This window comes from Rhizobium sp. NPDC090275 (assembly GCF_044772225.1).
Lineage (GTDB): Bacteria > Pseudomonadota > Alphaproteobacteria > Rhizobiales > Rhizobiaceae > Rhizobium.
On the sequence record NZ_JBIVYL010000007.1, the window covers coordinates 306,498 to 326,449 of the forward strand.

Sequence of the window (19,952 nt, forward strand, 5' to 3'; positions counted from 1 at the left end):
ATCGCTGCCCTGTCCTTTTCTTGGACAATCGTCCTGTATATTTGCTGCGGCCTTATGCCTCGTCGTCGTTGTCGTCTTCGTCCGCGTCCGAAATCGGGATGAGGAAGACGACGAATTCGTCGTCGATGGTGCGCGAAGGATCGTCGTCGAACTCGTAGGCATGCTCGACTTCGCTTGCCTCATCCGGGGTCGCCTTGCGCAGGGTGAGCGGCGCTTTGCCATCCCATACCGGCTTGCCTTCCGTCTCGAGCACCGTCAGATCCTCGCGAAAATCCTCGGCCTCGATGAAGTGCTTGGCGTCCTCGGCGTTTTCCGAACGGAAACTCGCGATGGCTTTGCCCGATATCTCGATGGTGAAATAATCCATTGAATTCTCTTTCGTTTCGCTGACGTCTAACATTATGGTGTTCGTTCGCGCCACGCCAGCCCCGCAGCCGTCGTGCGTGCAATTATCGCGGTCCCATCAGTCGCGAGGAGGAGGCGAGCAGCGGCTGGCCCTTGGCAAGCTGCTTGGAGCCGCCGCCGACGACGGTCAGGCTGAGCACGCCGGCGATCATGACAAGTAGGATTGCCAACATCACGATTTTCATGGGTGGTTCGCTCGTTGTCGGTTCGGCGTCTGGTTGCGCGACCGCGTTGCAGCTTCGATCGAATTTACCGCATCCGGCCGGATGACGGCAAGCGTGTTTGGTCGTCGCGGCACATCTTGGCAAACGAAAAGCGGCCCGGTTTCCCGAGCCGCTTTCCTAAGTCTTGTCGCGAAGACCTTAGATGGTCTTGGCGAAGGCGACGGCCGTGTCCGACATGCGGCTGGAGAAGCCCCACTCGTTGTCGTACCAGGACAGAACGCGCACGAAGTTGCCTTCCATGACCTTGGTCTGGTCGGAGGCGAAGATCGAGGAGTGGCTGTCGTGGTTGAAGTCGCGCGAAACGAGCGGCTCGTCGGTGTAGCCGAGGATGCCCTTCAGCTTGCCGTTCGAAGCAGCCTTGATGGCTTCGTTGATTTCGGCAACCGAGGTGGCCTTCTTGGCAACGAACTTGAAGTCGACAACCGAAACGTTCGGGGTCGGAACGCGGATCGAGGTGCCGTCGAGCTTGCCCTTCAGGTGCGGCATGACGAGGCCAACGGCCTTTGCTGCACCCGTCGAGGTCGGGATCATGGACAGAGCTGCGGCGCGGGCGCGGTACAGATCCTTGTGCATGGTGTCGAGCGTCGGCTGGTCACCCGTGTAGGAGTGGATCGTGGTCATGAAGCCATGATCGATGCCGACGAGATCGTCGAGAACCTTGACGACAGGAACCAGGCAGTTCGTCGTGCAGGAAGCGTTGGAGATGACCAGGTGTTCCTTGGTCAGCTGATCGTGGTTGACGCCGAAGACGACGGTCAGGTCGGCACCGTCGGCAGGAGCCGAAACGATGACGCGCTTGGCGCCAGCCGTCAGGTGGGCGGCAGCCTTGTCGCGCGAGGTGAAGATGCCGGTGCATTCCATGGCGATGTCGATGCCGAGTTCGGCGTGCGGCAGCTGTGCCGGGTCGCGAACAGCGGTTACCTTGATCGGCTTGCCGCCGCCGACGGTGATCGTGTCACCTTCGACCTTCACTTCGGCAGGGAACTTGCCGTGGATCGAGTCGTAACGCAGCAGGTGCGCGTTGGTCTCGACCGGGCCGAGGTCGTTGATGGCAACGACTTCGATGTCCGTGCGGCCGGATTCAACGATGGCGCGGAGAACATTGCGGCCGATACGACCGAAGCCGTTAATGGCAACCTTTACAGTCATGTGTGTCTCTCCCGAGAGTAGGGCTTGGTTTATAAGCAAAGAGGAGCGCCCTGAGGCGCTCCTTGTATCAGATCAAAGCTTGGCTTCAACTGCGGCGACGACGGCTTCCGTCGTGATGCCGAACTTCTTGAAGACATCCTTGGCAGGACCCGAAGCGCCGAAGCCCTTCATGCCGATGAAGGTGCCTTCCGGTCCGATGAACGCATCCCAGCCTTCGCGAACGGCGGCTTCGACGGCGATCTTGATCGGCGACTTGCCGAGGATCTCGGCGCGGTAGGCATCCGGCTGCTCGAAGAACAGTTCGGTCGAGGGGACCGAGACGACGCGGACGGTAACGCCCTTTTCTTCAAGCGTCTTGCGGGCGGCAACCGCCAGCTCGACTTCGGAGCCCGAAGCGAAGATCGTCACCTTGGCATCGGCATTGCCTGCCAGCGTGTAGGCGCCGAGTTCGCAGAGGTTCTTCTCGCTGTACTCGGTACGAACCGTGGTGAGGTTCTGGCGGGTGAGCGCCAGGCCCGACGGACGGTCCTTGGTGTTCAGCGCGATCTGCCAGCACTCGGCGGTTTCGACAGCGTCGGCCGGGCGGAACATCATCAGGTTCGGGATGGCGCGCAGCGAGGCCATCTGTTCGACCGGCTGGTGGGTCGGGCCGTCTTCGCCAACGCCGATCGAGTCGTGCGTCAGAACGTGGACGACGCGGATGCCCATCAGCGAAGCGAGGCGGATCGGAGGACGGCAATAATCCGAGAAGATCATGAAGCCGCCGCCGTAGGGGATCAGACCGCCGTGGAGTGCGATACCGTTCATGGCAGACGCCATGCCGTGCTCGCGGATGCCCCAGTGCATGTAACGACCGGCGAAGTCCGTCGGCGTGATCGAATGCATCTGGCTGGTCTTGGTGTTGTTCGACGGCGTCAGGTCGGCGGAGCCGCCGATCGTCTCGGGCAGGAAGCCGTTGATGACTTCAAGCGCGTCTTCCGAAGCCTTGCGGGTCGCAACGGTCGGCTTGGTTTCGGCGAGCTTCTTCTTGTAGTCGCTGATGGCGGCGTCGAAGCCCTGGGGCAGGTCGCCTGCGAAGCGGCGGGTGAACTCGGCCTTGGTCGCTGCCTTTTCGAGGCGGCCTTCCCATGCCTTGACGGCGTCAGCCGAACGCGTGCCGGCGGCGCGCCAATCGGAGAGAACGTCGTTCGGGATGACGAAGGGTGCGTATTCCCAGTTCAGCGCCTTGCGGGTCGCTGCGATTTCCTCGGCGCCGAGCGGCGAACCGTGAACCTTGTGGCTACCCTGCTTGTTCGGAGCGCCGAAGCCGATGACGGTCTTGCAGGCGATGAAGGTCGGCTTGTCGGACTTGTGGGCTTCTTCGATGGCAGCGGCAATCGCAGCCTGGTCGTGGCCGTCGACTTCGATCGTGTGCCAGTGAACAGCCTTGAAGCGCATGATCTGGTCGGTCGAATCCGACAGGGAGACAGCGCCGTCGATGGTGATCGAGTTGTTGTCCCAGAAGAGGATGAGCTTGTTGAGCTTCAGGTGGCCGGCGAGCGCGATGGCTTCATGGCTGATGCCTTCCATCAGGCAGCCGTCGCCGTTGATCACGTAGGTGTAGTGATCCTGCAGGTCGGCGCCGAATTCCTCGCGCAGCTTGCGTTCGGCGATCGCCATGCCGACGGCATTGGCAATGCCCTGGCCGAGCGGGCCGGTAGTGGTTTCGATGCCGGTGGCGTGGCCGTATTCCGGGTGGCCGGCGGTCTTGGAGCCGAGCTGGCGGAACTGCTGGAGGTCATCGACCGACATGTCAGGGTAGCCGGTTAGATAGAGCAGCGAGTAGAGCAGCATCGAGCCGTGGCCGGCCGACAGCACGAAGCGGTCGCGATCTGGCCAATGCGGCTTCAACGGGTCGAACTTCAGATACTTCGAGAACAGGACGGTGGCGACATCGGCCATACCCATCGGCATGCCCGGATGGCCGGAATTCGCCTTCTCGACTGCATCCATTGAGAGGAAACGGATCGCGTTTGCCATCCGGTCGTGTTGTTCAGGAGAAATCATCGCTATTCCGCTTGTTCCGGGGTGTCGGGGGATGGCCTCAAGCCTGCGGAGACCATCAATGAGAGCGGGTGCACAAATAGCAGTTGGAGCAGGCAAGTCAATAAATCGAAGCCCTAATAGAGGGCTCGGAATGACGATTTTTGACATTTGACCAACGATTTTAACAAAAGTTGACAGGCGTGTGACAGACGTGTCGGCAGAGGCGCCAACGGGGCTGCCGACCGAGTTGCCGATTTCAGTCATCCACAACTAGCTCGCCTGCCGCCGTTAGGCCTTTATTGACGGGCAGTTGGCGAGCTGCATATCCTTTTGAAAACATCGCGTCGGGCCTCATTACCGATTCGCGGGTCTTGCGCGGGGAACCGGAAAGACATGACATCCACAGGCAACAGCATCGATGCAGCGCTCTTGGAGCTCCGGCAGGCGATTTCGGCGCTCGACAGCGCAGTCGACGCCCGGATCGAGCGGCAGCGCGAGACCGGCGAGATCGAGGGCGAGGTTCGCCGCGTGCATGCCGATCGCTCCAAGCTGGCGCAAGAACTCGATCAGGCGGAATTCCGCGCGAACCGGCTGGAAGAGGTCAATCGCGAGGTTTCGCGTCGGCTGGTAACGGCGATGGAGACGATCCGCGCGGTTCTCGACCGCTAATAAAGGGCTTAGGACATGGCGCAGGTAACGGTAACGATCGACGGCAAGGCCTATCGCATGGCCTGTGAAGAGGGGCAGGAAGATCACCTGACCGATCTCGCCACCCGTTTCGACCGCTATGTCGGCCATCTCAAGGATCAGTTCGGCGAAATCGGCGATCTCCGCATCACCGTCATGGCCGGCATCATGATCATGGACGAGATCTCGGAGCTGACCCGGCGCGTCGCCAGCCTGGAAGATGAGCTGAACAGCCTGCGCAGCAACCGCGACACGGTGCTGGCCGCAACCAGCCGCACCGAAGAGAGCATCGCTGCCGCCATCGTCGAGGTCAGCAGCCAGCTGCGCGGGATAACCGACAAGCTGAATGGCCGGGCGCCGGCGGCTCTGAACTGAAGCGGGCGAAACTGAAGTGCTCGAATTAAATCCGGGACGCCCGCGTCAGCCTCTGGCGCGCGTCATGGATCGGTCTTATATAGCAGTTGCGATCTGCGCCTCTCGACAGGAACCACAATCCCTGGGGCCATACTCGATCCAAAGGGAGCTGTCCCTGGCCAGGCCCGTGGGCTTGGACATATGGCGCCCACCTACGTTTGTAGGCACCCAGGATCGTAAACCTCCATCGGCTGCCGCGGATCGCACTCTTCCTTCCCATCTCCCGCAATCGTATCGCGCTTCGAGCGCCCTGGTATCAGGCGCTATTCGGCGCCGTTTTCCTTCATGCAGGTCGTCAGCGCGGCAAATGCCTCCTCCGTGCCCGTCAGCGGCAGGATGACGTCGATACCGTTGGCGGTGACGGTCAGCTCCTTGCCCGAGGTCAAGGTTGTGACAGCCGCGGCATCGTTCGGGACGTCGATCGTCACGGTCTTGTCGCTGTCTGCCGTCGAGGAAAATTCCGCGGCGGCGGCACCATCCACCGACCATGTCCCGTTGACGCGCTCACCCTTGGTGATCGCGAAGGCGTCGGCATTGGCAAACAGCGCCAGCTTGTCGCCGACGGCGAGGTAGCCGATGCCGGTGTGGTTGTTCTGGGCAAGGCAACCGATGAACGTGTCGCCATCCGTCATTGGGGTGACGCCGAAATCGGCGGCGCGGGTCGGAGCGACCGAGAGCAGGGTGGTGGTTACGAGCGTGGCCGCGGTGAGGATATGCTTCATGTGACGTCCTTGTTGTATGGGTACTGGCACGGCCACCTGATGTCGCGCATTCGATCACGCCGGCGCACTTCTACTGCCGTATGCCGGGTTTGCTGGCAATGGGGTGGCGGGCTGTCGGCGGCGAAAAACGAGCGTGTAACTAGGGTTTCGCTGGGTAGCCGCCACGGTGTCGCAGGCTTGCCAACAATGCATGCGCTCAGCGCACGGGATGCGTTTCGGGTTTTTATCACGCAGGAATTGCTCATTTTTCGACGCGTGGAGCCGATAACCGACAATTAAAACGGTTAAAACACTTTAACGATTGTGATCAAGCCGAATGCCATTCCGCAAATTCGGGCGAAATCGCCGCAAAAAGGCGTTTTCCTAAAACGTTTACGGCTTTTCTGAGGGCAAAAATATTAAGCAGCACGGTTTTAGTTATGCGCATGGCGCATGGGTGTTCTGATGCTTTAGCGCTGTTCGTTGTCGGCCTTCATGCATATATTCGCATCAACAGAGAGACACGGGCAGCAAACACGCTGCCAAGCGCTGAAAGCCCTAGGAAAGGGGATCATCATGAACGTAGCACGCTCCTTCAATAACTGGCGCAAGTATCGTCAGACCGTTAGCGAACTCGGCCGCATGTCCAACCGTGCGCTGAACGACCTCGGTATCGACCGCTCCGAGATCCAGCGCGTTGCTCGCGACGCCACTCGCTAACAAGCGATCGCTGCTCTTTATGAGCAGATAGATTTCAAACGCCCGTTGCTTCCAGCTGCGGGCGTTTTGCTTTTGTGGCCTTTGATTTGCGAGTGGGGCTGGGATTTGCGAGCGGGGCTGGGGCTTCAAGCCGGTTTTGCTTGCGAAGCGCGCGGTGCTGGCGATATGGCAATGGCCATGTTTTCACTCACCCGCACCGAGACCCTGGAGCAGATCGTCAAGAAGAGCCGGTTTCTGGCTGTCGCGGCGCCGATCGGCTCCGAGGAGGATGCCCGGGCGTTTCTGGCCGCGCACGGCGATCCCGCCGCCAACCATAATTGTTGGGCGTGTCGGATCGGCCAGAATTATCGCTTCAACGATGATGGCGAGCCGAGCGGCACCGCGGGCAAGCCGATCCTGCAGGCGATCGACGGGCAATCGTTCGACCGAGTGGCTGTCGTCGTTACTCGCTGGTTCGGCGGCGTGCTGCTTGGAACCGGCGGTCTGATCCGCGCCTATGGCGGCACGGCCGCCGCGTGTCTGAGGGCCGCGGCGACGGTCGAACTGGTGGCGACCACCGAGGCGGAGATCGCGGTGAATTTTTCCGATCTGGCTTTGGTGAAGGCGCGGCTTGCGGGCTCCGCCGGCGTGCGCGTTGTGGCCGAGGTGTTCGTGGATGCGGGTGCGTTGCTGACGCTTTCCGTGCCGGAAGCGGTGTTCTCCGAGACCGCGCGGATGCTAAGCGATGCCACCAGCGGCCGCGTTATTCTTGCGGTGCAGCAATGAGCCGCAGCCTTAATGGCGGTTTGCGGTTGACATTCGAAATATTTTTTTAGTTTCCAGATTCGGCGGAAGGCCTTGCGGGCTCGCGGTTCTCGCGTTTATCGGCGCGCGAAGCGTCGGCGTTCCCGCTATTGTGACGGAGACTTCGCTTGCGTGCTGCAGTGCGAGTGATAGGTATTCGCGCATAATATCGATTAGATTCTCAATTCTCAGGAGATTATGAGATGCAGCTTGGCATGGTTGGCTTGGGCCGTATGGGCAGCTTCATGGTCCAGCGCTTGATGCGTGATGGCCATGAATGCGTGGTCTATGATGCGAAGACGGAAAGCGTGAACGATCTGGTTGGCAAGGGCGCCATCGGCAGCGCCTCGCTGGAAGAGTTCGTTTCGAAGCTCTCGCGTCCGCGCGCCGTGTGGCTGATGCTGCCGGCGGCCATCACCGACAAGGTGATCGCGCAGATCACGCCGCTGCTCGACAGCGACGATATCATCATCGACGGCGGCAACTCCTACTACCACGACGACATTCGCCGTGGTGGCGAGCTGATCACCAAGGGCCTGCACTATGTCGACGTCGGCACCAGCGGTGGCGTCTTCGGTCTCGAGCGCGGCTATTGCCTGATGATCGGCGGCGAAAAGGCCGTGGTTGAATCGCTCTCGCCGATCTTCAAGTCGCTGGCACCTGGCGTCGGCAATGTGGTTCCTTCGGCGCACCGCCCCGACCAGGCCGGCAGCACGGCCGAGCAGGGCTATCTGCATTGCGGCCCGCACGGCGCCGGCCACTTCGTCAAGATGGTGCATAACGGCATCGAATACGGCCTGATGGCGGCTTATGCAGAAGGCTTCAACATCCTGAAGCGCGCCAATATCGGTGCCGACAATCATGAAGTCGACGCCGAGACGGCGCCGATCGCGCATCCTGAGCACTACCAGTACGACTTCAATCTGCAGGACGTCGCCGAAGTGTGGCGTCGCGGCAGCGTCATCACCTCCTGGCTGCTCGACCTGACCTCGGATGCGCTGCATGCCGATCCCGCGCTCGGCGCCTATGCCGGCCGCGTTTCGGATTCGGGCGAAGGCCGCTGGACGATCATGGCCGCCATCGACGAAAGCGTTCCTACGCCGGTTCTGAGTGCCGCGCTCTACAGCCGCTTCTCCTCGCGCGACAATGACGAGTTCGCCAACAAGGTGCTCTCGGCGATGCGCGCCGGCTTCGGCGGCCACGTCGAAAAGCCGAAGGCGTAAACCATTCAGCAATAATGGTTATCCAAGCCCACGCAGCCACAAGCTGCGTGGGCTTTTCTTTCCCGCGCTTCAATATAAGCTACGCTATATATATTGGAGGGGCTGGTATGGGTCTGGGGTTTGGTGCGCGCATCATGAGACGGCTTCTGCCGCTCCTTGCATTTGGCATGATCATTTCGAGTGCCGCGGCGCAAACGCCGGCGGCGACACCCAGCCCGACACCGGCAGCACCGCCGCCCGCCGAGGTGCGGCAGATGCTGCAGCTTATGGAGACGCCCGCCGTCAAGCAATGGATGGCGACGCAGGCGCAGACGCAAAGCCCAACTGCACAGGCTCCGGCAGGGCAGGCCCCGGCGGCAGCGCAGCCGGCGAGCACCCCGGCACAACCGGCAGCACCCGGCGGCGAAATGTCCGGCGAGCAGATGTCGGTGCTTTCCGATTTTCTCGGCCATGCGCGCCGTCATTTCGATCTCGTCTCTGGCGCTGCGATGACGCTGCCCGATGAAGTCGAGAACGCATCTGAGATCGTTGAGCGCGAGGTGCAGCCGAGTGGCTGGGCATTCGTGACCATCGAACTGCTGGCACTGTTCCTGGCCGGGGTGGTGGCCGAACTCCTGTTCCGGATGATCGTGCCGCGGCCGCGCGTCAAACTCGAAGACGGCGCGGTCGTCACAGTCGCGCACCATGCGGCGAACAATCTGAGCTACCGCATCGTGCCGGCGCTGGTGTTCTGTGTCGCGACGCTCGTGCCGCTCGTGCTCTTCAACTGGCCGCCGATCACGCAATCGCTGGCGATCGCTGTCGCCATCGCGCTGATCGTCTCGCGCGTCACCATCTCGGTCGGTCGGCTTATCGTGGCGCTGGTGACGCTGCCGCATGTCGGTGGTGAAAGGGACGTCTCGCGCGCAACCGCGATGTTCTGGTTCAAGCGCAGCTGCCTCTTCATCATCTATTTCGTGTTCGGCTGGGTGCTGATCCAGCTGATGGCGCCGCTCGGCTTCTCGCCGGGGTCGCGCTATCTCGTCGGCTATACGCTCGGGCTTGGGCTGCTCGCCATTGCGACCGAAGCGGTCTGGTCGCGCCCGGCAGAGGAGGGGCAGAAGAGCACGACGGCATCCTGGATGCTGACCATCTATTTCGCAGCACTCTGGCTGCTATGGGTGGCGGGCTTCAATCTCATCCTGTGGCTCGGCATCTATCTTGTGGCGTTGCCGCGTGTTCTGCGCGTCTCCACACTTGCCGTGCGGGCGCTGCACAAGGCGGAAGCCGGGTTCCTTGCCAAGAAGCGGATTGCAGCGGTGCTGCTCGATCGCGGCGTCCGCGCCGTCATCATCACCATCGCGGCCCTCTGGCTCGGCCGTATTCTCGGCTTCGCGGCCGACCGGATGGCGGCCGGCGAGACGATGATCGACCGGATCGTGCGCGGCTCGGTCGGCGGCATCGTCATCCTGCTTGCCGCCGATCTGCTCTGGCATCTGGCGCGCGCCTATATCAACGGCAGGCTGGAGGACTCGCCTTTGGAAGGCTCGATCAACGATGAGGAGAAGGCAAGGCGGGCGCGGCTTCAGACGCTGCTGCCGATCTTCCGCAATATCCTCGCCGTCGTGATCGCCGTCATCGCCGTGCTGATGGTGCTCTCGGGGCTGGGCGTCGAGATCGGGCCGCTGATTGCCGGCGCCGGCGTCGTCGGTGTAGCGGTCGGTTTCGGGGCGCAGACGATCGTCAAGGATGTGATCAGCGGCATGTTCTACCTCTGGGACGATGCCTTCCGCGTCGGCGAATATATCGAGAGCGGAAGCCACAAGGGCGTGGTCGAGGCCTTCAGCCTGCGCTCCGTCAGGCTGCGCCATCATCGCGGGCCTTTGACGACCGTGCCGTTCGGCGAGCTCGGTGCCGTCCGGAACCTCAACCGCGACTGGACCATCGACAAGATCACCCTCAACGTCACCTACGACACCGATCTCGTGCTGGCGAAGAAGGTCATCAAGCAGATCGGCCAGAAGCTGCTCGACAATCCCGACTACGCGCCTCACATCATCGAGACGATGAAGATGAAGGGCGTCGAGCAGTTCGGCGAGTTCGCGATCGTCATCCGCCTGGCGATGATGACGAAGCCCGGCGAGCAGTTCGTCATCCGCCGCAACGCACTGGCGATGATCCGCACGGCCTTCAAGGAAAACGGCATCGAATTCGCCGTGCCGACGCTGCAGGTATCGAGCGAGACGCATGATGCCGACGCCAATGCCGCGGCTGCGCGCTACGCCGCGCAGAAGGGCAGCCAAGCCGACGAGCCGGCGGCTTAACCACTGCGCCGGCATCCAAGGATGCCGGTGTCAGTTCTCGAAGGTGATCGCTAACCTTACGAAAATACAATATTGAAACCCCTGTCCTCGCGCCAAAAATGCCCCAATTGGGGATGAAGCAGGCGTCGTTAAGCGGCATTGGGGTAGTGTTGGCATGTATTCGCGGGCGAGCGTCCAAGAACTTACATGCAGGTTATGTTAGATGTCCAAGACATGATTCCCGCTAATATGTAGGTTTACGACGGTTCGTAATGTCGAAGCACGCCAATTTGGAAGAGATTGAAGTCATAGAAGAATCGGGCATGTCGCGATTTTTCAGCCGGTACCGGACGCATCTGACGGCGCTTGCGACGCTGGCCGTGTTCTGCATGGTCGGTTTCGCGATCGAGCAGCTGACGACCGAGGTGCGCTACGACGACGTGGTGCAGGCGCTGGCCGACACCAAGATCAGCTCGATCGTGCTGGCGCTGTTCTTCACGGCGCTGAGCTTCCTCGCGCTGGTGTTCTACGACGTCAACGCCATCGATTACGTCGGCAAGAAGCTGCCGTTTCCGCAGGTCGCGCTGACCGCGTTTGCTGCCTACGCCGTCGGCAATACGGCGGGCTTCGGCGCGCTGAGCGGCGGGGCCATTCGCTACCGCGCCTATTCGAGGCTTGGACTGACGCCGGAGGATATCGGCCGCGTCATCGCTTTCGTCACCATCGCCTTCGGCCTCGGCTTGGCCGGCGTCGGCTCCATAGCGCTTCTCGCCATCGCCGACGAGATCGCGCCGCTCATCGATGTCAGCAGCTGGGTTTTGCGCCTTCTCGGCGGGTCGATCGTGCTGGTGCTGGCGGCGGGTGTCGTGCTTGGCCGTGGCGGCCGCGCGGTCAGCATCGGGCGCTTCTCGCTGCGGCTGCCTGATTCCGCCACATGGTCGCGTCAGTTCCTGGTCGCCGCCTTCGATATCGCGGCGTCCGCCACCGTTCTCTACGTTCTCCTGCCGCAGACGGCGATCAGCTGGCCGGTGTTTCTCGCCGTCTACGCGATTGCCGTCGGCCTCGGCGTGCTGAGCCATGTGCCGGCCGGTCTCGGCGTGTTCGAGACCGTCATCATCGCCGCGCTCGGCAGTGCTGTTAATATCGATGCCGTGCTCGGCTCACTGGTGCTCTACCGCCTGATCTACCACGTCGTGCCGCTGCTGCTGGCGGTCCTGGCTGTCTCGGCGACCGAGCTTCGCCGCTTCGCCGACCATCCCGTCGCCTCCGGATTCCGCCGCATCGGCATCCGGCTGATGCCGCAGCTTCTGTCGACGCTATCGCTGCTGCTCGGCGTCATGCTGATCTTTTCGAGCGTCACGCCGACGCCGGATTCCAACCTCGAGTTCCTTTCCAACTATCTGCCGCTGCCGATCGTGGAAGGCGCGCACTTCCTGGCGAGCCTTGCCGGGCTGGCGCTCGTGGTCGCCGCGCGCGGTCTTGGCCAGAAGCTCGACGGCGCATGGTGGATCACCATTTTCTCGGCCGCTGCGGCACTCATGCTGTCGCTACTGAAGGCCGTGGCGCTGGTCGAGGCCTCGTTCCTCGCCTTCCTGATCTTCGGTCTCTTCGTCAGCCGCCGCCTGTTCCGCCGCCGCGCCTCGCTGCTCAACCAGACGCTGACGGCGTCGTGGCTGACCGCGATTGCCGTCGTCTGCGTCGGCGCCGTTGTCATCCTGCTCTTCGTCTATCGCGACGTCGATTACAGCAACGAGCTCTGGTGGCAGTTCGAATTCGCCGACGAGGCGCCGCGCGGTCTGCGCGCCGTGCTTGGCATCACCATCATCTCGACCGCCATCGCCGTCTTCAGCCTTCTGCGGCCGGCGACGACCCGGCTCGAGCCGGCAACGGACGAGGCGCTGGAGCGCGCCGTCGATATCGTCGAGAAGCAGCGCTACGCCGACGCCAATCTGGTGCGCATGGGCGACAAGAGCGTGATGTTCTCCGACAAGGGCGATGCCTTCATCATGTATGGCCGCCAGGGGCGCTCGTGGATCGCGCTGTTCGATCCCATCGGCGACCGCAGCGCGATGCCGGAGCTTGTGTGGCGTTTCGTCGAGACCGCACGCGCCGCCGGTTGCCGCGCCGTGTTCTACCAGATCTCCCCGGCGCTGCTTTCGCATTGCGCCGATGCGGGGCTTAGGGCCTTCAAGCTTGGCGAACTTGCCGTCTCCGACCTTTCGACCTTCGAGATGAAGGGCGGCAAGTGGGCGAACCTGCGCCAGACCGCAAGCCGCGCCCAGCGCGACGGGCTGAGCTTCGAGGTGATCGCGGCGGAAGACGTGCCTGGCGTGATGGACGAGCTGGCGGCGGTTTCCGATGCCTGGCTCGCCGACCATAACGCCAAGGAGAAGGGCTTTTCGCTCGGTGCGTTCACGCCCGACTATATCCTTGCGCAGCCGGTCGGTATCCTGAAGCTCGAAGGCAAGATCGTCGCCTTCGCAAACATCCTGATCACCGGCGCCAAGGACGAGGGCACCATCGACCTGATGCGCTTCTCGCCGGATGCGCCGAAGGGCTCAATGGACTTCCTGTTCGTGCAGATCATGGAATATCTGCGCGCCGAAGGCTTCTCGCACTTCAACCTCGGCATGGCACCGCTTTCAGGCATGTCGAAACGCGAGACGGCGCCGGTGTGGGACCGCATCGGCAGCACCGTGTTCGAGCACGGCGAGCGCTTCTACAACTTCAAGGGCCTCAGGGCCTTCAAATCCAAGTTTCACCCTCAATGGCATCCGCGCTATCTTGCGGTGTCCGGAGGAGGCAATCCGATGATCGCTTTGATGGACGCGACGCTCCTGATCGGCGGCGGATTGAAAGGGGTCGTGAGGAAATGATGAAAAGACACATTCTGGCCGCCGCCTGTGCGCTGGCGCTCTCCATTCCCGCCGCACATGCGGCCGACGAGACGACGCAGGAGTTCGAGACCGGGCTAATCCCGTCGCCGCACATCTTCCTGCCTGACGGCGACGTCAAGGGCGCCGTGATGCTGATCTCGGACGCTGGCGGCTGGGGCGACAAGGAGAAGACGGAGGCCGACCGGCTGGTGGGCGAGGGCGCCGTTGTCATCGGCGTCGATTTCCCATCCTATATCGATGCTCTCCGCAAATACGACGTCAGCGACAATGACGGCTGCATCTATCTGGTCTCCGATATCGAGTCGCTCAGCCAGCAGGTGCAGCGCGCCGCCGGCAATAGCCCGTATCACCTGCCGATCGTCGCCGGTATCGGCGAGGGCGGAGCGCTGGCGCTGGCGATCGCCGCGCAGACGCCGGATGCGACCATCGGCCAGACGCTGGCGATCGATCCGCTGGCCGGCATTCCGCTGACGCAGCAGCTCTGCACGCCGGCCAAGAAGAAGACGGTCGGAGACCGGATGATCTATGGTCTCAGCGACATCGCGCTGCCCGATCCCATCATTGCCGCCTTCACGCCCAATGCCAACAAGGACGGCCGCGCGCATGCGGATGAGCTGAAGAAGGCGCATTCGGACATCGACATTCGCGACTCCCAGGATGACGCGCAGACGACGCTGAGCAGCACGCTCGACGACCTGATCGCCGCATCCGGCAATGCCGACAATCCGCTTGGGCTGCCGCTGACGATCCTCGACGCCAAGCCTGCCTTCGACACGATGGCGATCATCTATTCCGGTGACGGCGGCTGGCGCGATATCGACAAGGAAGTGGGTGCGGCGCTGCAGAAGCAGGGCATTCCCGTGGTCGGCGTGGATTCGCTGCATTACTTCTGGTCCGAGCGGCAGCCGCAGGAAACGGCGGACGACCTCGGTAAAATCATCGAGCTCTACCGCAAGCAGTGGAAGGTCAAGCATGTTCTGCTGGTCGGCTATTCCTTCGGCGCCGACGTCGTGCCGGCCGCTTTCTCGCGGCTGAAGCCGGCGGCCAAGAGCGCCGTTGCACAGATCTCGCTGCTGTCGCTCTCGCACGAAGTCGATTACCAGATCTCCGTCATGGGCTGGCTCGGCGCCAAGACCGAAGGCGCCGGCGGCGACCCGGTGGCCGATCTGAAGGCCGTCGATCCGAAGATCGTCCAGTGCGTCTACGGCAAGGAAGACGACGACGAGGTTGCCTGCCCGGATCTGAAGGATAGCGGCGTCGATGTCATCGCGCTTGCCGGCGACCACCACTTCGACGAAAACTACGCGCTGCTCAGCAAGACGATCATCGACGGGCTGAAGGCGCGGCTGCAGGATTAGCCCATAATCCGTGCTTCGCTCCATCCGAGGGCGGCGATCTCGTCGCCCCGGAACCTGGCGTCGTCGGCGACGATGAATTCGTCGAGCTGCGGCGGCTTCACGCTGGTGCCCGCCAGCATGGCATGTACCTGGCCGCGATGATGCGTCTGGTGCTGGAAGAGGTGACCAAGCACATCCTCCATCCGTTCCCGCTGGATACGCTCGCCGCGATGGATCTCGACGGTCGAGACAAGTTTCTGCGGGGAGAGCGCTTCGGCGAGCGTCACCAACCTTGCATCCACGGCCTTCTGCTCGGCGGCAAGGCTTGCGATATCGTCGCAGGGCTCCTCGACCGCCCAAGCCTGTGGTCCGAGCGTGCCACCCTCCAGCGCATCGACATAGAACCAATCCACCGTCAGGATATGGTTCAGCGTTGCCTTGATCGACGGGAAGAAGCTCACGCGCGGCGCTTCGAACTCGCCGGGCTGCAACAGCGCGCAGGCCATGTGCAGGCGGTGGTTGGCGAGCGCGTTGTTATAGGCGAGCTTGCGAAAGGGGCGGATGGGGTCGAAATCAGGCATGTCGCGTCTCCTTCTCGCCTAAGCTCACAACCGGTCAATCATCCTGCTGGAACAATCGGAACTGGGCGGCCTCCAGATCCTTTGGCGGCTGCATGCCGAGATGCTTCCAGGCGGTGGCGGTCAGCACACGTCCGCGCGGGGTGCGCTGGATGAAGCCCTGCTGGATCATGTAGGGCTCGATGATGTCCTCGATCGCGTCGCGCGGCTCAGACAGGCCGGCTGCGATCGTCTCGATGCCGACGGGGCCGCCGCCGAAATTCACCGCGATCATGTTGAGATAGCGCTTGTCGAGCTGATCAAGGCCGAGATTGTCGACCAGCAGCCGGGTCAGCGCCTCGTCGGCGATCTCTCGCGTGACGGCTTCGGCTCTCGCGACCTCGGCGAAATCGCGGACGCGACGCAGCAGGCGGCCGGCGATGCGGGGGGTGCCGCGGGCGCGGCGCGCGATCTCGCGGGCGCCTTCGTCGGTCATCGGCAGGTTCATCAGCCGGGCGCCGCGACGCACGATCAGCTCCAGTTCGTCGACGGTGTAGAAGGACAGGCGCACCGGGATGCCGAAGCGGTCGCGCAGCGGCGTCGTCAAAAGGCCGAGGCGGGTGGTGGCGGCGACCAGCGTGAATTTCGATAGGTCGATCTTCACTGAGCGCGCGGCCGGACCTTCGCCGATGATGAGGTCGAGCTGGAAGTCTTCCATCGCAGGATAGAGAATTTCCTCGACGGCAGGGCTCAGGCGATGAATTTCGTCGATGAAGAGCACGTCGCGCTCCTCGAGATTGGTCAGCAGTGCCGCCAGATCACCGGCCTTGGCGATGACGGGGCCAGACGTCGAGCGGAAGTTGACGCCGAGTTCCTTGGCCATGATCTGCGCCAGCGTCGTCTTGCCGAGGCCGGGCGGGCCGACGAAGAGGACGTGATCGAGCGCCTCGCCACGGTTCTTCGCCGCCTCGATGAAGATCTTAAGATTGGCGCGGGCCTCGGCCTGTCCGGTGAACTCGTCGAGCGACTGCGGCCGCAGCGTCGCGTCGAAATCCTCGCCGCGTTTTTCCGGGGTGATGAGGCGGGCGGTGTCGGTCATGCGAGAAGTTCCATTCCGGGAATTTTGCGGGCGGCCTTGCGGTCGAAGGTAAAGGTTTTGGCGCAGCCGTCGAGCCGGTTCATTTCACTGAGTAGCACATCGGCGAAATCGACATTGGCTGTCCGGCACTGATAGACGGCATTGCCCACGGCTTCATAGGCGGCGACCTCGAATTCCCGTCGTTCGAGAACCGCCTGGATGAAATCGAGAATACGCTCTTTCGGATAGCGATACATGCGGTTCAACAACCAATAGGCTTCGAGAACGACGGAGACATTGACGAAGAGGACATCGTCCTGCTCCAGTCGGCCCAGGAGAGCCGCCACGGCATCGGCTTGCCTGGCGTCATCAGCCATGGCGACGCGCAAGAGCACGTTCGTGTCGATGCCGAAGCGTGCGGTCATTCGCGCTCACTCTTTCCGATCGCATTTTCGTAGCGTTCGACGGCAGCGTCCATGACCGCCTCATCTATCCCCTCCTGGGACAGCGGCGCATCAACCGGCGGCTTGCCGAGGATGCCTGCAAGCTCGCTGAGCGGCTTGTTGCGGGGGACCATGATCAGTTCGCCGTTTCGCACCCAGGCATAGCACTTGTCGCCTGCCTTGACGTTCAGCTGATCGCGCAGGTCCTTGGGGATCGTCATTTGTCCCTTGGATGTGATCGTGATGTTGAAGCCCATGATCTCGCTCCGTTGCTCCGCCTTACGTTTGTATAATAGTAAGGCGGGATCGCTCTGGCAATTGCGCTTACCGCGGCAGCTTATTTCGGTTTCTGCCGCGTGTTTCCGGGGTGATGAGGCGGGCGGTGTCGGTCATGCGAGAAGTTCCATTCCGGGAATTTTGCGGGCGGCCTTGCGGTCGAAGGTAAAGGTTTTGGCGCAGCCCGCATTAGCGGCGGCCCAGACGACAAGATAATCCGCGATATCGGCGATCGGTCGGGATGTGTCGGCGGTCAAAAGCTTCAACTCCTTCGAATGCTCGATAAGGATTTCATCCGCTTGCGCAAGCTGCGCCAATACTGTGGCGATCTCGGGCTTGGAGTAACCAAGACGTCGGTTGAGCAACCAGATGGTTTCCGCGAGCACGACTGCGCTGACATACGCAGGATCGTCAGCGGTTCGTTCGGACATGAACTGTCGCGCCATCGCGCCTTGGGTCGGTTCATCATCCAGAAGAAACCGCAGCAGGATGTTCGTGTCGATCCCGATCATTTACGGCCTTCGCGCCATTCCCGCTGAATACGCTCCTCGTCCTCGGCCACCGCGTCCATGATGGCGTCATCAATGTCCTCTAAGCTCAAGCTCCGGCCATTGGGAGGCTTGCCGAGAATTCCCGCGAAATCCATCAGTCGCTTCGTTGCTGATATCGACGTGCGCTTCGGGGTTGCCAATAGCTTTCCGTCTTCAACCGTCAGGTAAAATTCGGTGCCCGGCGCGATGTCCAGTTTCTCCTGAATTCCCTTCGGGATCGTCAGCTGCCCTTTCGAACTCAGTTTTGTCAAAGCGCTCATCGTTGAAGCCTCTTTCGGTCGAGTGCATCAATAGTAGTTCCAATCCTGCTTCCAGCCAATCACCGCGACAGCTCCTTCAACCCCAGTCGGATCAGCTTGGCGCTGTCGGCGCCTTCTCCTGCCGTCTTCATCGCGGCGGCAACGGCGTTGGCGGCCTGGTCTCTGCTGTAGCCGAGGTTGGTGAGGGCCGAGACGGCGTCGGCGACAGGTGCAGAGGCGACGCCTTCGCCGAGTTCCTGTTTCAGGCCGATATTGGCGGATGCCTCGCCGGCGAAGGCGGGGGCCTTGTTCTTCAGTTCGGTGACGATGCGGACCGCGACCTTCGGGCCGACGCCGTTGGCGCGGGAGATGGATGTCTTGTCCTGCAGTGCGATGGCGTTGGCGAGTTCGCCTGGGGTCAGCGTCGAGAGCACCGCCAGGGCCACCTTGGAGCCGACGCCCTGGACGCTTTGCAAAAGGTTGAACCATTCGCGCTCGAGCGCGGTCATGAAGCCGAACAGCTTCAGCTGGTCTTCGCGCACATAGGTCTCGATGAACAGAATGCAGGCTTCGCCCACAGAGCCGATACGCGACAGGGTGCGCGCCGAGCAATGGGCGACGTAGCAGACGCCGTGCACGTCGACGAGCACATAGTCGTCGCCGATTTCGTCGATGGTGCCTTTGAGCTTGCCGATCATGTTTGGTGGTCCGCCGGTTAAGAGTTCAGATGGGGTGGGTTTCGGGCGTGATGAGGTCGAGCGCCGGGAAGTAGGCCCGGTAGCGCCAGGGATCGCGGGTGAGCAGGCGATGGGAGCGAACGGATGCATGCGCGCCGATCAGGAAATCGGGCAGCGTACGTTCGCGCGCGCCGCCGGCGCGGCGGTAGGCGATATGGGCCAGTCCGGCCTGATAGGCCGCAGGAAAGGGCACCGCTTCGCGCACCAGATTAAGCCGTGCCAGCATGAACATGAGCTGATCCTCGCTCGGCGCCATGCTTGACAATTCAGCCCAGACGATCGGCGTGAGAATGAACTGCGATTGCGGGCGCAGCCTCAAGATCATCTCCGACGACCATTCCTTGAATTGTGTCTCCGGCCCGAAAACGTCGATGAAAACATTGGTATCAACGAGGACCGAGGTCATCACGCGGCCCCCTCAGCCATTCCATATATTCGTCGGTGGTCATGCCGAGCGTATCGAACGTCCCCGAAACGCTTTTCAGCCACGTCGCGAATTCCTCATCCGATGCGGATTTGCCTTCGGCGACGACCACAAGCCGAGCGCCTTTCTCGTCAGCGACAAAATCCACCTCCGATCCCGGGCCGATGTTCAATCGATCGCGGATCTCCTTGGGGATCGTCACCTGGCCTTTTTCGGTTACACGCATGGTAATACCTCTCAGGTATTACTTACCATGAAACGAGAACAAGTCAAGAACAAGCTAGCCGGCGAGCGCTGCCATGCGCATGCGGGCACCGCCGCGGTTGTGGGCGTGGCAGATGGCGATGGCGAGTGCGTCGGCGGCGTCGTCACCCTTGAACTCGGCCTTCGGCATCAGGATCTTCAGCATCATGTGGATCTGCTTCTTCTCGGCGTGGCCGACGCCGATGACGGCTTTCTTCACCGCGTTCGGTGCATACTCCGAGACCTGCAGGCCGGCGCGAGCGGGGACCAGCATGGCGATGCCGCGGGCCTGGCCGAGCTTCAAGGTCGCCACGGCGTCCTTGTTGACGAAGGTCTGCTCGACGGCGGCTTCGTCCGGTTGGTGGCTATGGACGACGTCGGCGAGGCCGTCATGCAGCTGGCAAAGGCGCGAGGCGAGGTCCATATCGCCATCGGACGTCACCGTTCCCGAGGCGACGAAGCGCAACGAATTGCCGAGCGTCTCGATGACGCCCCAGCCGGTGCGGCGCAGGCCGGGGTCGATGCCGATGATACGAATCGCGCTTTGCATGCGATAA

Annotated in this window: 23 protein-coding genes and 1 other RNA gene; 9 read left to right on the top strand and 15 right to left on the bottom strand. The window is 62.1% G+C overall.

Annotation, left to right across the window (positions count from 1 at the left end):
- Positions 1-52: 52 nt before the first annotated feature.
- The 4 genes from ACIQUB_RS19670 to tkt form a co-directional block, all read right to left on the bottom strand.
- Positions 53-367, bottom strand: coding sequence for a hypothetical protein (locus ACIQUB_RS19670; RefSeq protein ID WP_113239190.1), 315 nt, complete (start codon positions 365-367; stop codon positions 53-55).
- Between the two features lie 82 nt (positions 368-449).
- On the bottom strand, positions 450-578 hold the full coding sequence (locus tag ACIQUB_RS19675) for a hypothetical protein (protein ID WP_280637050.1): 129 nt from the start codon (positions 576-578) through the stop codon (positions 450-452).
- Positions 579-767: 189 nt separating this feature from the next.
- A complete protein-coding gene (gene gap, locus ACIQUB_RS19680; RefSeq protein ID WP_111563323.1) occupies positions 768-1,778 on the bottom strand; it encodes a type I glyceraldehyde-3-phosphate dehydrogenase in 1,011 nt (336 codons plus the stop codon).
- Positions 1,779-1,850: 72 nt separating this feature from the next.
- Positions 1,851-3,824 carry a transketolase gene (tkt, locus tag ACIQUB_RS19685; RefSeq protein WP_047509385.1) on the bottom strand — a complete coding sequence of 658 codons (1,974 nt, stop codon included), beginning with the start codon at positions 3,822-3,824 and terminating at the stop codon, positions 1,851-1,853.
- 372 nt (positions 3,825-4,196) lie between these two features.
- On the opposite strand from tkt, the gene ACIQUB_RS19690 reads away from it, so the two are divergent.
- From ACIQUB_RS19690 to ssrS, 3 genes are all read left to right on the top strand, one after another.
- Positions 4,197-4,472, top strand: a complete 276-nt coding sequence (locus ACIQUB_RS19690; protein ID WP_018899664.1) for a DUF4164 domain-containing protein — start codon at positions 4,197-4,199, stop codon at positions 4,470-4,472.
- 15 nt (positions 4,473-4,487) lie between these two features.
- Positions 4,488-4,865, top strand: coding sequence for a cell division protein ZapA (locus tag ACIQUB_RS19695; RefSeq protein ID WP_018899663.1), 378 nt, complete (start codon positions 4,488-4,490; stop codon positions 4,863-4,865).
- A gap of 87 nt (positions 4,866-4,952) precedes the next feature.
- Positions 4,953-5,111, top strand: a non-coding RNA gene (gene ssrS / locus ACIQUB_RS19700) — 6S RNA.
- A 56-nt stretch (positions 5,112-5,167) separates the two neighbouring features.
- On the opposite strand, the gene ACIQUB_RS19705 is transcribed toward ssrS, so the two are convergent.
- Positions 5,168-5,626 carry a hypothetical protein gene (locus ACIQUB_RS19705; RefSeq protein WP_113239189.1) on the bottom strand — a complete coding sequence of 153 codons (459 nt, stop codon included), beginning with the start codon at positions 5,624-5,626 and terminating at the stop codon, positions 5,168-5,170.
- 555 nt (positions 5,627-6,181) lie between these two features.
- Between ACIQUB_RS19705 and ACIQUB_RS19710 the strand changes: the two genes are divergently transcribed.
- From ACIQUB_RS19710 to ACIQUB_RS19735, 6 genes are all read left to right on the top strand, one after another.
- Positions 6,182-6,325, top strand: coding sequence for a DUF1127 domain-containing protein (locus ACIQUB_RS19710; RefSeq protein WP_018899661.1), 144 nt, complete (start codon positions 6,182-6,184; stop codon positions 6,323-6,325).
- Between the two features lie 177 nt (positions 6,326-6,502).
- Positions 6,503-7,090, top strand: a complete 588-nt coding sequence (locus ACIQUB_RS19715) for an IMPACT family protein (protein ID WP_402931444.1) — start codon at positions 6,503-6,505, stop codon at positions 7,088-7,090.
- 221 nt (positions 7,091-7,311) lie between these two features.
- Positions 7,312-8,331, top strand: a complete 1,020-nt coding sequence (gnd, locus tag ACIQUB_RS19720) for a phosphogluconate dehydrogenase (NAD(+)-dependent, decarboxylating) (protein ID WP_018899659.1) — start codon at positions 7,312-7,314, stop codon at positions 8,329-8,331.
- A 107-nt stretch (positions 8,332-8,438) separates the two neighbouring features.
- Positions 8,439-10,634 (top strand): mechanosensitive ion channel family protein, encoded by a 2,196-nt coding sequence (locus tag ACIQUB_RS19725; protein WP_113239187.1) that lies wholly within the window; start codon positions 8,439-8,441, stop codon positions 10,632-10,634.
- 251 nt (positions 10,635-10,885) lie between these two features.
- Positions 10,886-13,489 carry a bifunctional lysylphosphatidylglycerol flippase/synthetase MprF gene (mprF, locus tag ACIQUB_RS19730; RefSeq protein ID WP_402931447.1) on the top strand — a complete coding sequence of 868 codons (2,604 nt, stop codon included), beginning with the start codon at positions 10,886-10,888 and terminating at the stop codon, positions 13,487-13,489.
- The gene (locus ACIQUB_RS19735) at positions 13,486-14,868 is read left to right on the top strand and encodes a virulence factor family protein (RefSeq protein ID WP_113239185.1); all 1,383 of its coding nucleotides are present in this window, start codon (positions 13,486-13,488) and stop codon (positions 14,866-14,868) included. The genes mprF and ACIQUB_RS19735 overlap by 4 nt, the downstream gene beginning before the upstream one ends.
- Here the strand turns inward: ACIQUB_RS19735 and ACIQUB_RS19740 are convergent.
- The 10 genes from ACIQUB_RS19740 to ruvC all read right to left on the bottom strand — a co-directional run bounded on the left by ACIQUB_RS19740 (position 14,865) and on the right by ruvC (position 19,945).
- Positions 14,865-15,428: a DinB family protein gene (locus ACIQUB_RS19740; protein ID WP_402931449.1), complete on the bottom strand. Its 564-nt coding sequence runs from the start codon at positions 15,426-15,428 to the stop codon at positions 14,865-14,867. The two genes, ACIQUB_RS19735 and ACIQUB_RS19740, sit on opposite strands and share 4 nt — an antisense overlap.
- 34 nt (positions 15,429-15,462) lie before the next feature.
- A complete protein-coding gene (gene ruvB / locus ACIQUB_RS19745) occupies positions 15,463-16,503 on the bottom strand; it encodes a Holliday junction branch migration DNA helicase RuvB (protein ID WP_018899653.1) in 1,041 nt (346 codons plus the stop codon).
- Positions 16,500-16,907, bottom strand: a complete 408-nt coding sequence (locus ACIQUB_RS19750; protein ID WP_113239184.1) for a PIN domain-containing protein — start codon at positions 16,905-16,907, stop codon at positions 16,500-16,502. Before ACIQUB_RS19750 ends, ruvB begins: the two co-directional genes overlap by 4 nt.
- A complete protein-coding gene (locus tag ACIQUB_RS19755; protein ID WP_113239183.1) occupies positions 16,904-17,182 on the bottom strand; it encodes an AbrB/MazE/SpoVT family DNA-binding domain-containing protein in 279 nt (92 codons plus the stop codon). The genes ACIQUB_RS19750 and ACIQUB_RS19755 overlap by 4 nt, the downstream gene beginning before the upstream one ends.
- Positions 17,183-17,314: 132 nt before the next feature.
- Positions 17,315-17,713, bottom strand: a complete 399-nt coding sequence (locus ACIQUB_RS19760) for a PIN domain-containing protein (protein WP_402931452.1) — start codon at positions 17,711-17,713, stop codon at positions 17,315-17,317.
- Complete coding sequence (locus tag ACIQUB_RS19765) at positions 17,710-18,012, bottom strand: AbrB/MazE/SpoVT family DNA-binding domain-containing protein (protein WP_113239181.1); 303 nt, start codon at positions 18,010-18,012, stop codon at positions 17,710-17,712. The genes ACIQUB_RS19760 and ACIQUB_RS19765 overlap by 4 nt, the downstream gene beginning before the upstream one ends.
- A gap of 59 nt (positions 18,013-18,071) precedes the next feature.
- The gene (gene ruvA / locus ACIQUB_RS19770) at positions 18,072-18,689 is read right to left on the bottom strand and encodes a Holliday junction branch migration protein RuvA (RefSeq protein WP_113239180.1); all 618 of its coding nucleotides are present in this window, start codon (positions 18,687-18,689) and stop codon (positions 18,072-18,074) included.
- 25 nt (positions 18,690-18,714) lie between these two features.
- Entirely contained in the window at positions 18,715-19,134 is a 420-nt protein-coding gene (locus tag ACIQUB_RS19775) for a type II toxin-antitoxin system VapC family toxin (RefSeq protein ID WP_113239179.1), read from the bottom strand.
- Positions 19,115-19,378: an AbrB/MazE/SpoVT family DNA-binding domain-containing protein gene (locus ACIQUB_RS19780; RefSeq protein ID WP_111563307.1), complete on the bottom strand. Its 264-nt coding sequence runs from the start codon at positions 19,376-19,378 to the stop codon at positions 19,115-19,117. The genes ACIQUB_RS19775 and ACIQUB_RS19780 overlap by 20 nt, the downstream gene beginning before the upstream one ends.
- A 54-nt stretch (positions 19,379-19,432) precedes the next feature.
- Positions 19,433-19,945 carry a crossover junction endodeoxyribonuclease RuvC gene (ruvC, locus tag ACIQUB_RS19785; RefSeq protein WP_111563306.1) on the bottom strand — a complete coding sequence of 171 codons (513 nt, stop codon included), beginning with the start codon at positions 19,943-19,945 and terminating at the stop codon, positions 19,433-19,435.
- Positions 19,946-19,952: the final 7 nt, after the last annotated feature.

Bases quoted from the DNA above. Each gene is read 5' to 3' on its own strand.
- ACIQUB_RS19705 (WP_113239189.1), bottom strand. From the start codon at position 5,626: ATGAAGCATATCCTCACCGCGGCCACGCTCGTAACCACCACCCTGCTC.
- ACIQUB_RS19725 (WP_113239187.1), top strand. From the start codon at position 8,439: ATGGGTCTGGGGTTTGGTGCGCGCATCATGAGACGGCTTCTGCCGCTC.
- ACIQUB_RS19775 (WP_113239179.1), bottom strand. From the start codon at position 19,134: ATGACCTCGGTCCTCGTTGATACCAATGTTTTCATCGACGTTTTCGGG.
- mprF (WP_402931447.1), top strand. From the start codon at position 10,886: ATGTCGAAGCACGCCAATTTGGAAGAGATTGAAGTCATAGAAGAATCG.
- ACIQUB_RS19710 (WP_018899661.1), top strand. From the start codon at position 6,182: ATGAACGTAGCACGCTCCTTCAATAACTGGCGCAAGTATCGTCAGACC.
- ACIQUB_RS19675 (WP_280637050.1), bottom strand. From the start codon at position 578: ATGTTGGCAATCCTACTTGTCATGATCGCCGGCGTGCTCAGCCTGACC.
- ACIQUB_RS19670 (WP_113239190.1), bottom strand. From the start codon at position 367: ATGGATTATTTCACCATCGAGATATCGGGCAAAGCCATCGCGAGTTTC.
- ACIQUB_RS19735 (WP_113239185.1), top strand. From the start codon at position 13,486: ATGATGAAAAGACACATTCTGGCCGCCGCCTGTGCGCTGGCGCTCTCC.
- ruvC (WP_111563306.1), bottom strand. From the start codon at position 19,945: ATGCAAAGCGCGATTCGTATCATCGGCATCGACCCCGGCCTGCGCCGC.
- gnd (WP_018899659.1), top strand. From the start codon at position 7,312: ATGCAGCTTGGCATGGTTGGCTTGGGCCGTATGGGCAGCTTCATGGTC.
- ACIQUB_RS19760 (WP_402931452.1), bottom strand. From the start codon at position 17,713: ATGATCGGGATCGACACGAACATCCTGCTGCGGTTTCTTCTGGATGAT.
- tkt (WP_047509385.1), bottom strand. From the start codon at position 3,824: ATGATTTCTCCTGAACAACACGACCGGATGGCAAACGCGATCCGTTTC.
- ACIQUB_RS19780 (WP_111563307.1), bottom strand. From the start codon at position 19,378: ATGCGTGTAACCGAAAAAGGCCAGGTGACGATCCCCAAGGAGATCCGC.
- ruvA (WP_113239180.1), bottom strand. From the start codon at position 18,689: ATGATCGGCAAGCTCAAAGGCACCATCGACGAAATCGGCGACGACTAT.
- ACIQUB_RS19755 (WP_113239183.1), bottom strand. From the start codon at position 17,182: ATGGGCTTCAACATCACGATCACATCCAAGGGACAAATGACGATCCCC.
- ACIQUB_RS19695 (WP_018899663.1), top strand. From the start codon at position 4,488: ATGGCGCAGGTAACGGTAACGATCGACGGCAAGGCCTATCGCATGGCC.
- ACIQUB_RS19690 (WP_018899664.1), top strand. From the start codon at position 4,197: ATGACATCCACAGGCAACAGCATCGATGCAGCGCTCTTGGAGCTCCGG.
- ACIQUB_RS19715 (WP_402931444.1), top strand. From the start codon at position 6,503: ATGTTTTCACTCACCCGCACCGAGACCCTGGAGCAGATCGTCAAGAAG.
- ruvB (WP_018899653.1), bottom strand. From the start codon at position 16,503: ATGACCGACACCGCCCGCCTCATCACCCCGGAAAAACGCGGCGAGGAT.
- ACIQUB_RS19740 (WP_402931449.1), bottom strand. From the start codon at position 15,428: ATGCCTGATTTCGACCCCATCCGCCCCTTTCGCAAGCTCGCCTATAAC.
- ACIQUB_RS19765 (WP_113239181.1), bottom strand. From the start codon at position 18,012: ATGAGCGCTTTGACAAAACTGAGTTCGAAAGGGCAGCTGACGATCCCG.
- ACIQUB_RS19750 (WP_113239184.1), bottom strand. From the start codon at position 16,907: ATGACCGCACGCTTCGGCATCGACACGAACGTGCTCTTGCGCGTCGCC.
- gap (WP_111563323.1), bottom strand. From the start codon at position 1,778: ATGACTGTAAAGGTTGCCATTAACGGCTTCGGTCGTATCGGCCGCAAT.